This is a genomic window from Rhodoluna sp., assembly GCF_024641065.1.
Taxonomy (GTDB): Bacteria; Actinomycetota; Actinomycetes; order Actinomycetales; family Microbacteriaceae; genus Rhodoluna.
The window spans coordinates 54,950-69,866 of record NZ_JAHEDV010000002.1 but is presented as its reverse complement, the minus strand read 5'-3'; the positions used below and the strand labels follow the sequence as shown (position 1 = coordinate 69,866).

Sequence of the window (14,917 nt, the reverse complement as noted above, 5' to 3'; positions counted from 1 at the left end):
AGCCGCTGCCGTGACCTAGACCACATGTTGGATCCCTTGACGGGGGTACGCTTTTCTTCGCTCGCGATTCAGGTACTCACCTGCCGCTTGCCGACCAAAATCTGTAAGCGAATAATATCTTCGTCTAGGCCCACCGAATGCTTCGTCTGAATTTCCCCAACTCGATGTGAGCCAAGAAGCCGCTTCAAGCCGTCGCAAAATTGGATACACGGTGCCAGGGAGTAAATCGACCAGTTTGCAAATTGCTAGACCCCAAAGCGGGCTCCCGGAGTTCATAAGAGCACCGAGAACGGCATCGGTCGCCGGTGTTTTTTTCATGTGTAGTCGCCAGCCTGCATTTGATAGTGAGATTTTGCTACTAACTCTACATATATAGAGATAGTATCGCGTCATGACGAATTCAAAACAGGAAATTGGTAGAGGTTCATTCAGGCTCGTCGCCTTGAGCGGCATCGTCGCACTTGTCTTCATCGGAATTGCTATTTCTGACTTGGGTCTTGAGCGAATTAGAGTGCCTGCCGCAATCATTGGTTCTGCAGCTTTGCTCGCTTGGTTCCTGCTAACTTTTGACAGAAGTAAGAATCGATGAATTCAAGGATTTAGGTGTTCAGCGACCTATATCCTCTGATTTACCCCACAGCGAACAACCTACATCCGCGGGGTTTGGCGACTTAGCATTTCTATTACACAGCTATAACCACAGCTGGCGAATGGAGTAGAGATGTTTGAGAAATTCACCGACAAGGCTCGTCGTGTTGTTGTGCTTGCGCAAGAAGAAGCCAAGCTTCTAAACCACAACTACATCGGCACCGAGCACATTCTCTTGGGTTTGATCCACGAGGGTGAGGGTGTTGCAGCCAAGGCGCTTGAGTCGCTGGGCATCAATCTTGATTCTGTTCGCGAGCAGGTGCAAGAGATCATCGGTCAGGGTCAGCAGGCTCCAGCCGGTCACATTCCTTTTACCCCGCGCGCTAAAAAAGTTCTTGAGCTTTCGCTTCGCGAAGCACTGCAGCTTGGTCACTCATACATTGGCACCGAGCACCTTTTGCTTGGCCTGATTCGCGAAGGCGAGGGTGTTGCAGCACAGGTTCTAACCAAGTTGGGCGCCGACACTAACCGCGTTCGTCAGCAAGTAATTCAGTTGCTTTCTGGTTTTCAGGGCAAAGAGACCGTTGCTGTTGGCGGCGACAACACCGAGAAGCAAAAGGGTTCTCAGATTCTCGACCAGTTTGGTCGCAACCTAACCCAGGCCGCAGCCGAGGGCAAGCTTGACCCGGTAATCGGGCGCGAGCGCGAAATCGAACGAGTGATGCAGATTCTTAGCCGCCGTTCAAAGAACAACCCGATTTTGATTGGTGAACCTGGCGTCGGAAAGACCGCTGTGGTTGAAGGTTTGGCTCAGGCAATTGTCAATGGCAACGTTCCTGAAACCCTAAAGGGCAAGCAGCTTTACACCCTAGACATGGGTTCACTCATAGCCGGTTCTCGCTACCGCGGTGACTTTGAAGAGCGCCTCAAGAAGGTAACCAAAGAGATTCGCACCCGCGGCGACATCATCACCTTCATCGACGAAATTCACACTTTGGTTGGCGCTGGGGCAGCTGAGGGTGCAATCGATGCAGCTTCGATCTTGAAGCCGCTTCTTGCCCGTGGCGAGCTTCAGACCATCGGTGCAACCACCCTGGATGAATACCGCAAGCACTTCGAAAAAGACGCAGCCCTAACTCGTCGTTTTCAGCAGGTAACTGTGAACGAACCATCACTGCCGCAGGCAATCAACATTTTGAAGGGTCTTCGCGACCGCTACGAAGTTCACCACAAGGTGTCGATCACCGATGGCGCTTTGGTTGCAGCTGCACAGCTTTCTGACCGCTACATCACCGACCGCTTCTTGCCAGACAAGGCCATTGACCTAATCGACGAGGCCGGTGCTCGCTTGCGTCTATCGATTCTTTCTTCGCCACCAGAGCTTCGCGAGATTGAAGAGAAGATCGTTGCGCTAAAGGTTGAGAAAGAGCAGGCCATCGAGAACCAAGAGTTCGAGTTGGCCGCTTCAAAGCGCGACGAAGAAAAGAAGCTAAACATCGAGCGCGTCAAGATGGAGAAGCAGTTCCGAGCCGGAAACGTTGCCGCTCAAGGCATCGTTGACGAGGGTTTGATTGCTGAAGTTTTGGCTCAGGCTACTGGTATTCCGGTGTTCAAGCTGACCGAAGAAGAAAGCGCAAAGCTGATCTTCATGGAAGACCACCTGCACCGCCGCGTGATTGGCCAAGAAGATGCGATTGCCGCAGTCTCGAAGTCGATTCGCCGTCAGCGCGCTGGTCTAAAAGACCCAAACCGCCCTTCTGGTTCGTTCATCTTTGCCGGCCCTACCGGCGTCGGAAAAACCGAGTTGGCCAAGGCTCTTGCCGAGTTCTTGTTTGATGACGAAGGCGCACTCATCTCGCTCGACATGTCTGAATACGGCGAAAAGCACACTGTCAGCCGACTATTCGGTGCTCCTCCGGGCTTCGTAGGCTTCGAAGAAGGTGGCCAGCTAACCGAGAAGGTTCGCCGCAAGCCATTCAGCGTTGTGCTGTTCGACGAAATCGAGAAGGCTCACCCAGACATCTTCAACTCGCTACTTCAGATTCTTGAAGAAGGCCGTTTGACCGACGGCCAGGGTCGAGTTGTTGACTTCAAGAACACCATCATCATCATGACCACCAACCTCGGAACCCGCGACATCGCTCGCGGTGCCATGGGCTTCTCGCTTGAGGGCAGCCAGGCTAACGACTACGAGATCATGAAGGGCAAGGTCAACGAAGAGCTCAAGAAGAACTTCAAGCCTGAGTTCCTAAACCGTGTTGATGAGACCATCGTGTTCCCTCAGTTGACCAAGCCTGAACTGGTTCAGATTGTTGACCTATTCATCAAGCGTCTTGGCGACCGCCTTGAAGATCGCGACATGACCATCAAGGTTGGCCAGGCTGCCAAAGATCGCCTAATCGAGATTGGCTTTGACCCAGCGCTAGGTGCACGACCACTTCGTCGTGCGGTTCAGCGCGAGATCGAAGACAAGTTGAGCGAGAAGATCATGCACGGCGAGCTAAAGAATGCCTCGGATGTAACCGTCGACTTTGTCGAAGGCGAGTTCGTATTCACCATGCACGTGCGCGAGACCGCCGGCGTCTAAGTTCGCGAAACCCAAAAAGAACCCCTCGAGAAATCGAGGGGTTCTTTTTATTGGCGATAAATTTACTGGTTCTATTTGAACTGCGAATAGCGGCTGATCATTGAAACCGCATATTCAAATGCTGGGCGCATTTCAAACTTTGGGTCAAGCAGCCACTGTGTCTGCAGGCCATCCCAGATAGCAATCATGATTGCCGCTTGAAGCTCGTCTTCTCGGTTTGGGGTGGTGCGACCGTGATCTTTGGCTATGTCGTCAGCGAAAGTCTTGCGGGTGTTTCGATAGCGCTCAAGAAAGTAGTCGTGAATCGGAAAGCTCGGGTCGGTGGCTTCGCCAACCAGGTTTGCCCAGAGTCGGGTTAGGTCAGCTTCTTCTTCGTTGATCTTCTGGCCGCCAAGTGAGCTCTCTTGCCAGCTGAGCTCGCCTGCCTTGCGGTGTTGAACTGTTCTCTCGGTCTGTCGCTTCTCGCGCTGGTCTACCAAAGCCAGCAAAATCGCTTCTTTGTTCGGAAAGTGGTGGAGCAGGCCGGCTTGGCTCAAGTCGCAAGCAGCAGCAATTTCACGCATTGAAGTTGCGTGATATCCCGTTTTACCGAACGCTTCAATGGTTTTAGCCAAAATCTCTTCGCGCTTGGCATTTCCTTTTGAATACGGGCCTCTAGGCTGTTTCGCGGCCATTATTTATACTCCTGTAATCAGTTGGTTATGAAACCGTTATCGCTAAAACTTGCTATGTGAATGGTTTTCACAATAACTTCATTCTTGCAAGGTTAAATACCTCGTAAGACAAGACTATTTCCACTATGGAGGAAACATGAAGAAAGCAACAAAGGCGTCGATCGCATCTGTTCTCCTGCTTGCGATGACCGCTGTTGGCCTATCAGGCTGTTCTGCAGCTCCGGCTGAAGAAGAAAACATCACCCTCACCTTTGGTGACTGGGGCGACATGGGTTTCAAAGAGCTATTCACCGAGTACCACAACCTACACCCGAACATCACCATCGTTGAGAAATCAAGCGAATACAACAAGCACCACGAAGGTCTTTTGACCGCTCTAGCTTCTGGCAAGGGTAACGACATCAACGGTGTCGAAGGGTCATGGATGCCTTACTTCGTTCAGTACCCAGACAAGTTCCTTGACTTCGGTACCGACAAGCAAGCTGACTACCTTGACTGGCGCTGGAACCCAGCCGTTGCAACTGACGGCACCGTTCTGGGTCTACCAACCGACGTTGGTGGCATGGCTGTTGCTTACCGCACCGACCTATTCGAAGCTGCTGGCCTTCCATCAGACCCTGAGTCAGTTTCTGCTCTATGGGCAAATGGCTGGGACGGCTACCTAGCAACCGCTAAGAAGTACACCGACGCGACCGGCAAGAAGTTTGCTGACTCAACTCAGAGCGTATTCTCTGGCATCGTTGCTCAGACCCCTGAGCAGTACTACTCAGCTTCAGGCGACTACGTTTACGAGACTAACCCATCAGTTAAGGCTGCATGGAAGACCGCAACCGACATCGCTCCTTACGCAGGTTCAGCAGCTGTATTCAGCACCGAGTGGAACGCAGCAATTGCCGACGGCAACGCAGCAGCAGTTCTCGCTCCAGCCTGGATGCTAACCATGATCAAGGGAATTGCTCCTAAGACCGAGGGTAAGTGGAACGTAGCTTCTGTACCTGGTGGCGGCGGCAACTGGGGTGGCTCATGGGTCACCGTTTCAAAGTCATCAGCTCACCCAGAAGAAGCTAAGGCTTTCGTTGAGTGGCTATTGGCTCCAGAACAGCAGAAGACTATCTTCCTAACCAAGGGAAACTTCCCTTCAGCTGTTGCAGCTCTAAACGACGAGGCAGTTACTTCTTACAAGGACCCGTTCTACATGAACGCTCCAGTAGGTCAGATCTACTCATCAGCTGTTGCAACTCTTAAGCCAGCCATCCTTGGCCCTAAGAGCGCAAGCATCGGTACCTCTTTCCAGAACGCAACCACCACTGTTGCTCAGGGCAAGAAGACCGCAGATGAGGCATGGGCAGACGCTCTAGCCGAGATCGCAAAGAACACCAAGTAACAACAGATTGATGGGGGTGGGGTGCGCAATAGCGCACCCCACTCACTCAAATCAACAGGCCCCCTCAAACGAAAGCCACAAGCGTGAGCAAAGCTATTCACATCTCTAGAAAAGAAGAATCAAGAGCTGGTTACCTCTTCTTGTCACCGTTCTTCCTTCTTTTCGGCATCTTCGGCCTATTGCCGATCATCTTCACCTTCTATGTCTCATTCTTCAAATGGGACCTTCTGGGCACCCAAGAGTGGGTCGGTCTAGACAACTACATTGAACTTGTTGCCGATGAGCGCTTCTATTCATCCCTGGGCAACACCATCAGCATCTTCTTGCTTTCATCAGCACCTCAGCTAGTAGCAGCGTTGCTTCTGGCCCTCGTGTTGAATAACAAAAAACTTCGCTTTCGCACCTTCTGGCGCTCAGTGATCTTGTTCCCTTTCATCACCTCAACCGTTGCGGTTGCAGTTGTGTTCGGTGCGATGTTTGCCGACAACGGTGGAATGGTCAACTGGGCCCTTGGTTTTCTAGGCGTTGGGCCGGTTCCATGGCACGCAGATGGCCTAGCCGGTCAGTTTGTAATCGCGATGATGGTCAACTGGCGCTGGACTGGCTACAACACCCTGATTTTCTTGGCAGCACTGCAGGCGATTCCGGCCGAGCTTTATGAAGCCGCCGAAGTTGATGGAGCAACTAAGTTGTCTCAGTTCTTCAACATCACCATTCCTCAGATTCGCCCAACCATCTTCTTCACCGTGGTCACTTCGACCATTGGTGGTCTGCAAATTTTCGCCGAGCCATATATGTTCAGCGGCACCGGTTATGCCGGTGGTTCAGACGGGCAATTTAGAACGATGACACTGTTCTTGTTCGACCAGGCGTTTGCCCAGTTGCGACTCGGATACTCATCAGCAATTGCAGTTGGCCTGTTCTTGATCATCGCGATCATTGCTGGAGTCAACTTTCTAATCAGCAGCAAGCTAGTTAAGGCAGACAAATAATCATGAAGATCTCATTCAGCTGGCTCAAGCAGCCTTCGCTCTACGGAATGCTTATCATCGTTGCTTTGCTAAGCCTGTTCCCGTTCTACTGGATGTACGTAATCGGTTCATCAGACAACTCGGCAATCGCAACAATTCCGCCAACCATTGTTCCTGGCAACAACTGGCCGGCTAACTTTGCGCAGATCACCGAGATGTTCAACATCTGGACCGTCTATCGCAACTCATTCATCGTTGCGGCTGTTACCGCGATTCTTCAGGTTTTCACCTCGACCCTGGCTGGCTTTGCATTTGCAAAACTTCGCTTCCGCGGCAACCAGGCGCTCTTTGGCGTGGTCATGGTGTTCCTAATGATTCCGCTTCAGCTGGGCATCATTCCGCTTTACCTATTGATGTCAAAGATTGGTTTGGTCGACACTTTGGCCGCACTGATTTTGCCATACGTGGTTTCAGTGTTTGGTGTGTTCTGGATGCGTCAGGCAATGCTTTCAAACGTGCCGAGCGAGCTTATCGACTCAGGTGCAGTTGACGGCGCCGGATTCTTCAGAATCTATTGGAGCTTGGCTCTACCGCTGGTTCGCTCAAGCGCATTCGTATTGCTGTTGTTCACATTCCTTACCGCTTGGAACGACTTCGCTTGGCCGTTGATCATCACTCAGACTCCAGACAACTTCACCGCTCAGGTGGCAGTTTCTCAGCTGAACTCGGCCAACAACCCGAGCTACCCGTCTATCCTTGGCGGCTCGCTGCTTATGGCCCTGCCACTGATTGCAATGTTCATCGTCACCGCTAAGCAGTTTGTTGCCGGTGTCATGGATGGCGCGGTCAAGGGCTAGCCAATAACGCCAGCGAATAAACAATCGATTTAGAATCATCACTCCAACGAGAAAGTAATACAAATGTCTAAGCAACAACCATCAGTTCAGCTCTACACCCTGAGAGACGCTATCGCTGATGATCTACAGATCGCACTCGACCGAGTTGCAGCCATCGGTTTCACCCAGGTGGAGCCTTATGGATTTGTCGACCGAGTAGAAGAGTTTTCAGAAGCACTTTCTCGCAATAATTTGAAGGCCCCAACCGCTCACGCGATGATGGTTGACCAAGACTGGAAGCCAATGCTTGCTGCTGCGCAGAAGCTTGGAGTCAAGACTCTTATCGACCCATTCACTGTTCCTGAGCGTTGGACCAACAAAGACGATGTTGTTGTAATAGCAAAGGCAATCAATGAGATCGCTGCCGCAGCGCCAGACTTTGGTCTGCAGATCGCGTATCACAACCACAACTGGGAGTTCTCAAACCACATCGACGGCGCACCAGCTCTCTACACTTTCATCGACGCTCTGCGCGACGATGTTGTTCTAGAGATCGACACCTTCTGGGTTGAAGCAGGTGGCCAGAGCGCCCCTGAGGTTCTAAAGAAGCTTGGCGAGCGCGTGGTTGCTATCCATGTCAAAGACGGCAACAAGAATGGTGATGTCAACCTTCAGGTTCCTGCAGGTCAAGGTCAGATTCCGGTTCGTGAAATTTTGGCTGCTGCACCAAATGCACTGCCGGTTATTGAGTTTGATTTCTACACCGGTGGCGATATCTTTGATGGCATCGCCCAGTCTCTAGCTTTTGTGAATGAGGTTCGCTAATGACCAACGCATCAACCGGCAAGACCGGACCAGTCGGAGTAGGTTTCATCGGCGCTGGCGTGATCAGCGACCAGTACCTTGAGAACTTGGTCAAGTTTCCTGACGTCAAGGTAGTGTTCATCGCTGACCTAGACCTCGCTCGCGCCAAGGCACAGGCTGACAAATATTCAGTTGCCCTAAGCGGCACCGTCGATGAACTCCTTGCCAACGCCGATGTTGAGATCGTCGTGAACCTGACTATTCCAGCAGCGCACGCTGAAGTTGACCTAAAGTGCATCGCAGCTGGCAAGCACGTGTGGAGCGAAAAGCCATACGCACTCAGCCGTGAAAGCGCCCGCGAGGTAGCCGTTGCTGCCGACAAAGCCGGTGTTCTAGTTTGTGTTGCACCTGACACCATCATGGGTGGCGGCATTCAGACTGGCTTGCGAGCTATCCAGGATGGAAAAATCGGTACTCCGCTAACCGCTATGACCATGTTCCAGGTGGGTGGCCCAGAGTCATGGCACCCGAGCCCAGAGTTCTTGTTCGCCAAGGGTGCAGGCCCATTGATGGACATGGGTCCGTATTACCTGAGCACACTGGTTTCAATTTTCGGTCCGGCAGCCCGGGTAACCGGCACCGGCTCAAAGTCACGAGACACACGTGTGATTGCAACCGGACCAAAGGCCGGAACCGAGTTCCCGGTTGAGGTTCCGACTCACGTCGGTGCCATGATCGAGTTCGAGTCTGGTGCAAGTGCCCAGTGCATCTTCAGCTTTGAGTCAGCACTGTTCCGCATGGGATTCGTTGAGATCAACGGCACCGAGGGCACCATCTCGCTGCCTGACCCAAACATGTTTGATGGCGACAGTGAATTGCACCTAGGCCCAGAGCCAGAGCAGATCACCAAGGTTGAGCTGACCGGCCCAACTCACGGCCGCGGAACCGGTGTTCTCGAAATGGCGCAGGCTATTCGCGAGGGGCGCAAGGTTCGCATCCCAGGTGAAATTGCACTTCACGTTCTAGACATCATGATTTCAATTTCTGAGGCAATTGAGAGTAAGACTTGGGTAGAGGTTAAATCGACCTTGGCACCAATCGAAGCACTGCCGGTTAGCTGGGACCCAGCTGACGCAACCCTCAGCTAAGCGAGTATTTATGTCAAAGAGATCACCAATCGGCGTCGGCATCATCGGCGGCGGTTTCATGGGTCGAGTTCACACAGCGGCTGCGCGATCAGCAGGCGGCAACGTGATTGCGATTTCTTCGTCGAGCTTGGCTCGCGCTGAGTCGGCCGCCGATGAGCTTGGAATCGAAAAGGCCTATGGTTCGGTAGATCAGTTGCTAAAGGACCCAGCCATTTCGCTGGTTCACATCTGCACCCCAAACTCGAGTCACGCTTCTATTGCGAAGGCAGCCCTGGCCGCCGGAAAGCACGTGGTTTGTGAGAAGCCACTTGCAACCTCGGTTGAAGAGGCTACCGAGTTGGTCGAATTGGCAAACAAGTCTGGGCTGGTAGCCAGCGTTCCATTCATCTATCGCTATCACCCACTAGTGCGCGAGGCGCGCGCCCGAATTTCTGAGGGGGAGGTCGGGCGCGTGCTGAGTGTTCGCGGCTCTTACCTTCAAGACTGGTTGCTTGACCCAACCGATGACAACTGGCGGGTTAGCACCGACGAAGGCGGCGCTTCTCGCGCTTTTGCTGACATTGGCAGTCACCTGGTCGACCTGATGGAATTCATCCTGGGCGATCGCATCTCAATGATGGCGTCGGTAGCAAAAACTGTTCACCCGATTCGTGGCGGAAAGCCGGTTAATACCGAAGATGAAGCTGCGGTTCTATTTCAGACTCCGGGCGGCGTAATCGGCACTCTCTTTGTCTCTCAGGTTGCCCCTGGTCGCAAAAACCGCCTGCTGCTCGACATCAGTGGAACCACCGAGAGCATCGAGTTCAACCAAGAGTCGCCTGAGGTGCTCTGGATAGGTCATCGTGAGGGCAGCGTTTTGATGCCTCGTGACGATGCTCAAATGCATGAAGATGCAGCTCGACTGTCGGTTGTGCCCGCTGGTCATCCAATGGGTTACGTCGACGCATTTGCTGGCTACGTTCGCGATGTTTACGCTGCGGTTCGTGGCGAGAAGCCAAACGGTCTGCCTACTTTTGCCGACGGACTGCGTGCTAACAAGGTCACCGAAGGTGTTTTAAAAGCTTCAAATTCACAATTCTGGGTAGAAATCTAGTTAGGAATAAACATGTCAAAGTCATCGCACCCGGTCACACTCTTCACCGGCCAATGGGCAGATCTACCTTTCGAAGAAGTCGCAAAACTGGCGGCGTCTTGGGGTTATGACGGATTAGAAATTGCGGCCTCTGGCGATCACCTTGATTTGCAACGAGCTGACGAAGACGACGCTTATGTTCAGTCGCGACTAGACATCCTAGATAAATACGGTCTGAAGACTTTTGCGATTTCGAACCACTTGGCCGGCCAAGCAGTTTGTGACGACCCGATCGACTTTAGGCACCAAGCAATTTTGCGCCCGTATGTTTGGGGCGATGGCGATGCAGAAGGTGTTCGTCAGCGTGCTGCCGAAGACATGAAGCGTGCGGCTCGAGTTGCTCGCAAGCTTGGCGTTGACACAGTGGTTGGTTTCACTGGCTCGAACATTTGGTCTTATGTGGCAATGTTTCCACCGGTGCCGGCATCTCGAATCGACGAAGGTTTTCAAGATTTCGCTGATCGCTGGAACCCAATTCTTGATGTCTTTGATGCCGAAGGTGTTCGTTTTGCTCACGAAGTTCACCCAGGTGAAATCGCCTATGACTACTGGTCAAGCGTTCGCACACTAGAGGCCATCAACCACCGCGAAGCTTTTGGTTTCAACTGGGACCCTTCTCACATGATGTGGCAGAACATCGACCCAGTTGGTTTCATCGTCGATTTCAAAGACCGCATCTATCACGTTGACTGCAAAGACACCCGCTTGCGCCCACAAAATGGCCGTGCTGGTGTCATGGGTTCACACCTTCCATGGGGTGACCCTCGCCGCGGATGGGACTTCGTTTCAACCGGTCACGGCGATGTTCCATGGGAAGACTCGTTCCGTGCACTGAATTCAATCGGCTACAGGGGCCCAATTTCTATTGAGTGGGAGGATGCAGGAATGGATCGCCTTCACGGTGCCAAAGAAGCTGTTGGCTACATTCGCTCGCTGCTCTGGAACCTGCCTTCAGCATCATTCGACGCTGCATTCAGCAACCAATAGACCCCGAATGAAGCAATCAGAGAAGTCGCTTCGGCTAAAAACTATTTTTCTCATCGGCGGTTTGTCGATGCTGCAGCCGTTCATTACTGACCCTTATTTGCCATCGCTGCCAGCGGTTGCGAAAGACCTGACCGTAGACCTATCGGTGATTCAGCTCTCGCTGAGCATTTTGACTTTGGGTTTCGCGCTGGGTCAGCTTTTTGCCGGGCCATTGAGTGATTCGGTTGGCCGAAAAAAGCCCATGTATGCCGCAATCTTCATCTATGTGACCTCTGCAATTATTTGCGCTTGGTCACCCTCGGTAGAGGTGTTCTTTGCTGGCCGAATTCTGCAAGGTCTGAGTGCCTCTGCGCTTACCGTTATTGGTGTCTCGGTGATGCGAGATCTCTACAGCGGATTACCCCTGCTGAAGTTGATGGGCCGCGTGATGTTGGTGGGAGCATCGGCTTGGTTCATTGCCCCATTTGCCGGTTCGGCGCTGTTGCAGTTCACTGACTGGCGCGGAATCAGCCTCATTGTTGGCGGCTACGGATTATTGGTGGGCATAGCGGCAATCAAATTCATGCCTGAAACTTTGCACCTTGATAACCGCAATACCCAGGTGTTTGCCGGCATGGGTAAACGCTTCATCAAGGTTCTGAAAGATCGTACTTTCTTCGGCTTAATGCTTATTCAAATGGCAATTGGCTTCAGCATGTTTGCCTATCTTGGTGTGCTGCCGATTGTCTTTAGCCAAGGTTTCGATGTGCCGGCAACCTCGGTTGGCCTGTTCATCGCGGTCAATTCAGTTGGTGCCTACACCGGAATCCAGGTAGCCGGATTCTTGGCCAAGCGAATCGGCGTGCAGTGGGTTGCCACCGGCGCTCTGGTGCTATGGTTGCTGGCTGGGGTCGGCATCATCTTCAACTCTTTGACCGGGCCAAATCTTTGGTTTGTTGCAGCCATGTCGTTCTTGTTTGTCTTTGCGTTCGGAAACACCGCAACCACGATCAACGCCATCGCTCTCTCTCACCACGGTTCAGAAGCTGGCACCGCGGCAGCGGTTTTGGGCACAATGGGCTTCTTGGCCTCGACTGTTGGTGGCCCGCTCTACACAATGCTTGATAAAAACTCGGCTATCGGGGTTGGCTCAGCAATTGCTGTTGCAATGACACTTGCGCTGACCGTGATGCTGGTTGTGGTTCGCCCGCACCGCATGAAATCAATGAGCTAAAGCTCTTGAGCGCTGCTTAGAAGCGAATGAGAGTCTTGATTGCTGTTCGCTCTGTCATGGCCTTATAACCTTCGGCAATGTCATCTAGCTGAACTGTCTGATCAAACACCTTGCCCGGGTTGATTCGACCTTCAAGGATGTCTGGCATGAGCTCTTCGATGTAGGCGCGGGCGGGAGCCACACCACCATAGATGCCGATGTTTCTCATTACGGTGCCGAAGTTCATCGGGATGCTTTCATACTGAGCGGCACCCACTCGGCCAATGACGCCGTAATCGCGCGTAATTGCAATAGACAAATCGATTGCCGACTGAGTGCCAACGCATTCGAGAACTCGAGTTGCGCCATCGCCATTGGTTAGGTCTCTAATCACCTGGATTCCCGCCTCATCACGATCGGCCACAATCTCGGTGGCACCAAACTCGCGACCCAGATTGCTGCGGCTTTCGTGGCGACTCATCAAAATGATTCGCTCGGCCTTCAGTTTTTTAGCGGCAATTACTGCAGATAGACCAACTGCTCCATCGCCCACAACGACAACAGTGTCGCCAGCTTGAACGTTGGCTGATTTAGCCGCGTGATAGCCGGTGCACAATACGTCTGAAAGTGTTAGCAGTGAAGGCATCAGCGGCGAATCAATCTCAACCGGGAGTTTCACCAAAGTGCCATCGGCCCAAGGAACCCTAACCATCTCGGCCTGACATGCACCGCCACCACCGTGCCCAAAGTACTCGATGTTTCGACACGAGGTCTGCTGGTTTGCCTGGCAGTAGTCGCAGTAGCCACAAGAAGCCACGAATGGAACCACCACTAGGTCGCCCGCTTTGAAGTTGCGAACATCCGCGCCAGCAGTCTCGATAGTGCCAATAACCTCGTGGCCCTTTGCGACACCAACCGTGTCAGGAGTCTTGCTGTAGTAATCCCACAGGTCACTGCCGCAAACACAAGCAACTACTGTGCGAATTACAACATCCGTGGGTTTCAAGATCTTGGCATCTTCGATCTGGTCTACTCGAACATCGTTCGCGCCATAGAGGAAGGTTGCTCTCATGAGTTGCTCGCTTTCGGTCGGTTAGACCAGTCAATTGCTTCAATTCTGCGGGCACCAGATGTGTTTGATACAGGTACGGGTAATACCTGCCACTCGATTGGTTTTGTTCAATAGGCTTATTGCATGGACACCAGAGCAACCGTTCGCGAGTTTTTAGTGGCGTGCCGTTCTCGGCTCACACCAGAAGACGCCGGCCTGCAGGTCTTTGGCGGCAACCGTCGAGTCGCGGGTCTTCGCCGTGAAGAGGTTGCCATGCTCGCAGGGGTCAGTAACGACTATTACGTTCGGCTTGAGCGAGGGCATCTCGAAGGCGCCTCTGACTCGGTGTTGAATGCCCTGGCTCGAGCTCTGCAACTTGATGCAACCGAGACTGGCTATCTATTCGACCTAGCTCGTGCTGCGCGAATTGCACTGCCCTCAAAGGGGCCAAGTGTTGCCCGAGGCCTGCGCCCAAATGTCGCCAGAATTCTCGACGCGATTCACGATGTGCCGGTCTTCGTCACCAGCACCCGGCTTGAATTGCTCGGAGCCAACAAACTGGGCCAAGCTCTATACTCACCAATTTTTGAGAGCGGCATCGCTCAGATGAACATCGCACGCTGGATCTTTCTCGACGAGAAAGCAAAAGATTTCTATGTCGACTATCCAAAGATTGCAGACAGTGCCGTCGGAACCCTGCGCCTCGAGGCCCTGCGATCTGCCGATGACCCTAAGTTCACGAGCCTGATCGGCGAGCTTTCATCCAAGTCAGAATTGTTCAGAAATCTGTGGGCCAAGCACCGAGTTTTCAAGCATCCGGGCGGGGTGAAATCATTCAATCACCCGCTGGTTGGTTTGGTCACTCTCACCTATGAACCGTTTCAGGTGATTGCTGACACCGGAGTGGGCATGAACATTTATACGGCCGAACCAGGCAGTGAGACTGAAGAAAAACTCAAGATTATTGGTGCTTGGGCCGCTGAAAACCAGGGTGCCCAGCCTGCCGCTTCAACGATTGATGCCTAGTTTCGGTTAGCCTTAAGGCATGACTCACAGCCAAATTCGGGTTCGCCCAGCGCGCACCAGCGATGTTCGCTCGATTCAGGCTATTCGCCAGCCACTTGAGGGTTCTCGCGTGCTGCTAGGTCACGAACTGGTTGGTCTCTATGAGGCTGTGCCCGAATTTTTAGTTGCCTTGGATGAAAACGACTTTGTGGTCGGAGCCGGCGCTCTTCACATCATGTGGGAAGACCTGGCTGAAGTTCGTTCAATGGTCGTCGCCGAGCACATGCGTGGGCACGGTGTGGGTCGAGCACTGCTCGAGGCACTGGTGGCTCGCGCGGCTGAACTTGGCATTGCCCGAGTCTTCTGCCTTACCTTCGAGGTTGAGTTTTTTGCCAAGAGCGGTTTTGTTGAAATCTCGGATGTTCCGGTCGACCCAGACACCTATGCACAAATGGTGCGCTCTCACGATGATGGTGTGGCTGAGTTTCTTGACCTCGCACGCGTGAAGCAGAACACCCTTGGCAACACTCGAATGCTCAAGACTCTCTAGGGCGAATC

The 14,917-nt window shown here is 52.8% G+C and carries 15 protein-coding genes; 12 read left to right on the top strand and 3 right to left on the bottom strand.

Features of this window, described 5'->3' with window-relative positions:
• Positions 1 to 15: 15 nt before the first annotated feature.
• Positions 16 to 276 carry a helix-turn-helix transcriptional regulator gene (locus Q0L26_RS07130; RefSeq protein WP_366518389.1) on the bottom strand — a complete coding sequence of 87 codons (261 nt, stop codon included), beginning with the start codon at positions 274 to 276 and terminating at the stop codon, positions 16 to 18.
• A 115-nt stretch (positions 277 to 391) separates the two neighbouring features.
• Between Q0L26_RS07130 and Q0L26_RS02450 the strand changes: the two genes are divergently transcribed.
• Together Q0L26_RS02450 and Q0L26_RS02445 are read left to right on the top strand one after the other, a co-directional pair.
• Entirely contained in the window at positions 392 to 589 is a 198-nt protein-coding gene (locus Q0L26_RS02450) for a hypothetical protein (protein WP_296646903.1), read from the top strand.
• Between the two features lie 132 nt (positions 590 to 721).
• Positions 722 to 3,175: an ATP-dependent Clp protease ATP-binding subunit gene (locus Q0L26_RS02445; protein ID WP_296646901.1), complete on the top strand. Its 2,454-nt coding sequence runs from the start codon at positions 722 to 724 to the stop codon at positions 3,173 to 3,175.
• Between the two features lie 71 nt (positions 3,176 to 3,246).
• Here Q0L26_RS02445 and Q0L26_RS02440 read toward each other — a convergent pair whose 3' ends face one another.
• The gene (locus tag Q0L26_RS02440) at positions 3,247 to 3,849 is read right to left on the bottom strand and encodes a TetR/AcrR family transcriptional regulator (protein ID WP_296646898.1); all 603 of its coding nucleotides are present in this window, start codon (positions 3,847 to 3,849) and stop codon (positions 3,247 to 3,249) included.
• 136 nt (positions 3,850 to 3,985) lie between these two features.
• Here Q0L26_RS02440 and Q0L26_RS02435 point away from each other — a divergent pair, with 136 nt between their 5' ends.
• The 8 genes from Q0L26_RS02435 to Q0L26_RS02400 all read left to right on the top strand — a co-directional run bounded on the left by Q0L26_RS02435 (position 3,986) and on the right by Q0L26_RS02400 (position 12,324).
• Positions 3,986 to 5,233, top strand: coding sequence for an extracellular solute-binding protein (locus Q0L26_RS02435; protein ID WP_296646896.1), 1,248 nt, complete (start codon positions 3,986 to 3,988; stop codon positions 5,231 to 5,233).
• Between the two features lie 83 nt (positions 5,234 to 5,316).
• Positions 5,317 to 6,225: a sugar ABC transporter permease gene (locus tag Q0L26_RS02430; protein WP_296646892.1), complete on the top strand. Its 909-nt coding sequence runs from the start codon at positions 5,317 to 5,319 to the stop codon at positions 6,223 to 6,225.
• 2 nt (positions 6,226 to 6,227) lie between these two features.
• On the top strand, positions 6,228 to 7,061 hold the full coding sequence (locus tag Q0L26_RS02425; RefSeq protein WP_296646886.1) for a carbohydrate ABC transporter permease: 834 nt from the start codon (positions 6,228 to 6,230) through the stop codon (positions 7,059 to 7,061).
• A 63-nt stretch (positions 7,062 to 7,124) separates the two neighbouring features.
• Positions 7,125 to 7,865 carry a sugar phosphate isomerase/epimerase gene (locus Q0L26_RS02420; RefSeq protein WP_296646884.1) on the top strand — a complete coding sequence of 247 codons (741 nt, stop codon included), beginning with the start codon at positions 7,125 to 7,127 and terminating at the stop codon, positions 7,863 to 7,865.
• The gene (locus Q0L26_RS02415) at positions 7,865 to 8,992 is read left to right on the top strand and encodes a Gfo/Idh/MocA family oxidoreductase (protein WP_296646879.1); all 1,128 of its coding nucleotides are present in this window, start codon (positions 7,865 to 7,867) and stop codon (positions 8,990 to 8,992) included. The genes Q0L26_RS02420 and Q0L26_RS02415 overlap by 1 nt, the downstream gene beginning before the upstream one ends.
• Before the next feature lie 10 nt (positions 8,993 to 9,002).
• The gene (locus Q0L26_RS02410) at positions 9,003 to 10,085 is read left to right on the top strand and encodes a Gfo/Idh/MocA family oxidoreductase (RefSeq protein ID WP_296646876.1); all 1,083 of its coding nucleotides are present in this window, start codon (positions 9,003 to 9,005) and stop codon (positions 10,083 to 10,085) included.
• Positions 10,086 to 10,097: 12 nt separating this feature from the next.
• Positions 10,098 to 11,111 (top strand): sugar phosphate isomerase/epimerase family protein, encoded by a 1,014-nt coding sequence (locus Q0L26_RS02405; RefSeq protein WP_296646872.1) that lies wholly within the window; start codon positions 10,098 to 10,100, stop codon positions 11,109 to 11,111.
• Between the two features lie 7 nt (positions 11,112 to 11,118).
• A complete protein-coding gene (locus Q0L26_RS02400; protein ID WP_296646870.1) occupies positions 11,119 to 12,324 on the top strand; it encodes a multidrug effflux MFS transporter in 1,206 nt (401 codons plus the stop codon).
• A 16-nt stretch (positions 12,325 to 12,340) separates the two neighbouring features.
• Here Q0L26_RS02400 and Q0L26_RS02395 read toward each other — a convergent pair whose 3' ends face one another.
• Positions 12,341 to 13,375: an alcohol dehydrogenase catalytic domain-containing protein gene (locus Q0L26_RS02395; protein ID WP_296646867.1), complete on the bottom strand. Its 1,035-nt coding sequence runs from the start codon at positions 13,373 to 13,375 to the stop codon at positions 12,341 to 12,343.
• A gap of 123 nt (positions 13,376 to 13,498) precedes the next feature.
• Between Q0L26_RS02395 and Q0L26_RS02390 the strand changes: the two genes are divergently transcribed.
• Together Q0L26_RS02390 and Q0L26_RS02385 are read left to right on the top strand one after the other, a co-directional pair.
• Positions 13,499 to 14,380, top strand: coding sequence for a helix-turn-helix transcriptional regulator (locus tag Q0L26_RS02390; protein ID WP_296646864.1), 882 nt, complete (start codon positions 13,499 to 13,501; stop codon positions 14,378 to 14,380).
• Between the two features lie 19 nt (positions 14,381 to 14,399).
• Positions 14,400 to 14,909, top strand: a complete 510-nt coding sequence (locus Q0L26_RS02385; protein ID WP_296646863.1) for an amino-acid N-acetyltransferase — start codon at positions 14,400 to 14,402, stop codon at positions 14,907 to 14,909.
• The last annotated feature ends 8 nt before the right edge of the window (positions 14,910 to 14,917 follow it).

What these genes read in the sequence shown, in the direction of transcription:
- Q0L26_RS07130 (WP_366518389.1), bottom strand. Translation starts at nt 276, where the DNA reads ATGAACTCCGGGAGCCCGCTTTGGGGTCTAGCAATTTGCAAACTGGTC.
- Q0L26_RS02450 (WP_296646903.1), top strand. Translation starts at nt 392, where the DNA reads ATGACGAATTCAAAACAGGAAATTGGTAGAGGTTCATTCAGGCTCGTC.
- Q0L26_RS02445 (WP_296646901.1), top strand. Translation starts at nt 722, where the DNA reads ATGTTTGAGAAATTCACCGACAAGGCTCGTCGTGTTGTTGTGCTTGCG.
- Q0L26_RS02440 (WP_296646898.1), bottom strand. Translation starts at nt 3,849, where the DNA reads ATGGCCGCGAAACAGCCTAGAGGCCCGTATTCAAAAGGAAATGCCAAG.
- Q0L26_RS02435 (WP_296646896.1), top strand. Translation starts at nt 3,986, where the DNA reads ATGAAGAAAGCAACAAAGGCGTCGATCGCATCTGTTCTCCTGCTTGCG.
- Q0L26_RS02425 (WP_296646886.1), top strand. Translation starts at nt 6,228, where the DNA reads ATGAAGATCTCATTCAGCTGGCTCAAGCAGCCTTCGCTCTACGGAATG.
- Q0L26_RS02420 (WP_296646884.1), top strand. Translation starts at nt 7,125, where the DNA reads ATGTCTAAGCAACAACCATCAGTTCAGCTCTACACCCTGAGAGACGCT.
- Q0L26_RS02415 (WP_296646879.1), top strand. Translation starts at nt 7,865, where the DNA reads ATGACCAACGCATCAACCGGCAAGACCGGACCAGTCGGAGTAGGTTTC.
- Q0L26_RS02410 (WP_296646876.1), top strand. Translation starts at nt 9,003, where the DNA reads ATGTCAAAGAGATCACCAATCGGCGTCGGCATCATCGGCGGCGGTTTC.
- Q0L26_RS02405 (WP_296646872.1), top strand. Translation starts at nt 10,098, where the DNA reads ATGTCAAAGTCATCGCACCCGGTCACACTCTTCACCGGCCAATGGGCA.
- Q0L26_RS02400 (WP_296646870.1), top strand. Translation starts at nt 11,119, where the DNA reads ATGAAGCAATCAGAGAAGTCGCTTCGGCTAAAAACTATTTTTCTCATC.
- Q0L26_RS02395 (WP_296646867.1), bottom strand. Translation starts at nt 13,375, where the DNA reads ATGAGAGCAACCTTCCTCTATGGCGCGAACGATGTTCGAGTAGACCAG.
- Q0L26_RS02390 (WP_296646864.1), top strand. Translation starts at nt 13,499, where the DNA reads ATGGACACCAGAGCAACCGTTCGCGAGTTTTTAGTGGCGTGCCGTTCT.
- Q0L26_RS02385 (WP_296646863.1), top strand. Translation starts at nt 14,400, where the DNA reads ATGACTCACAGCCAAATTCGGGTTCGCCCAGCGCGCACCAGCGATGTT.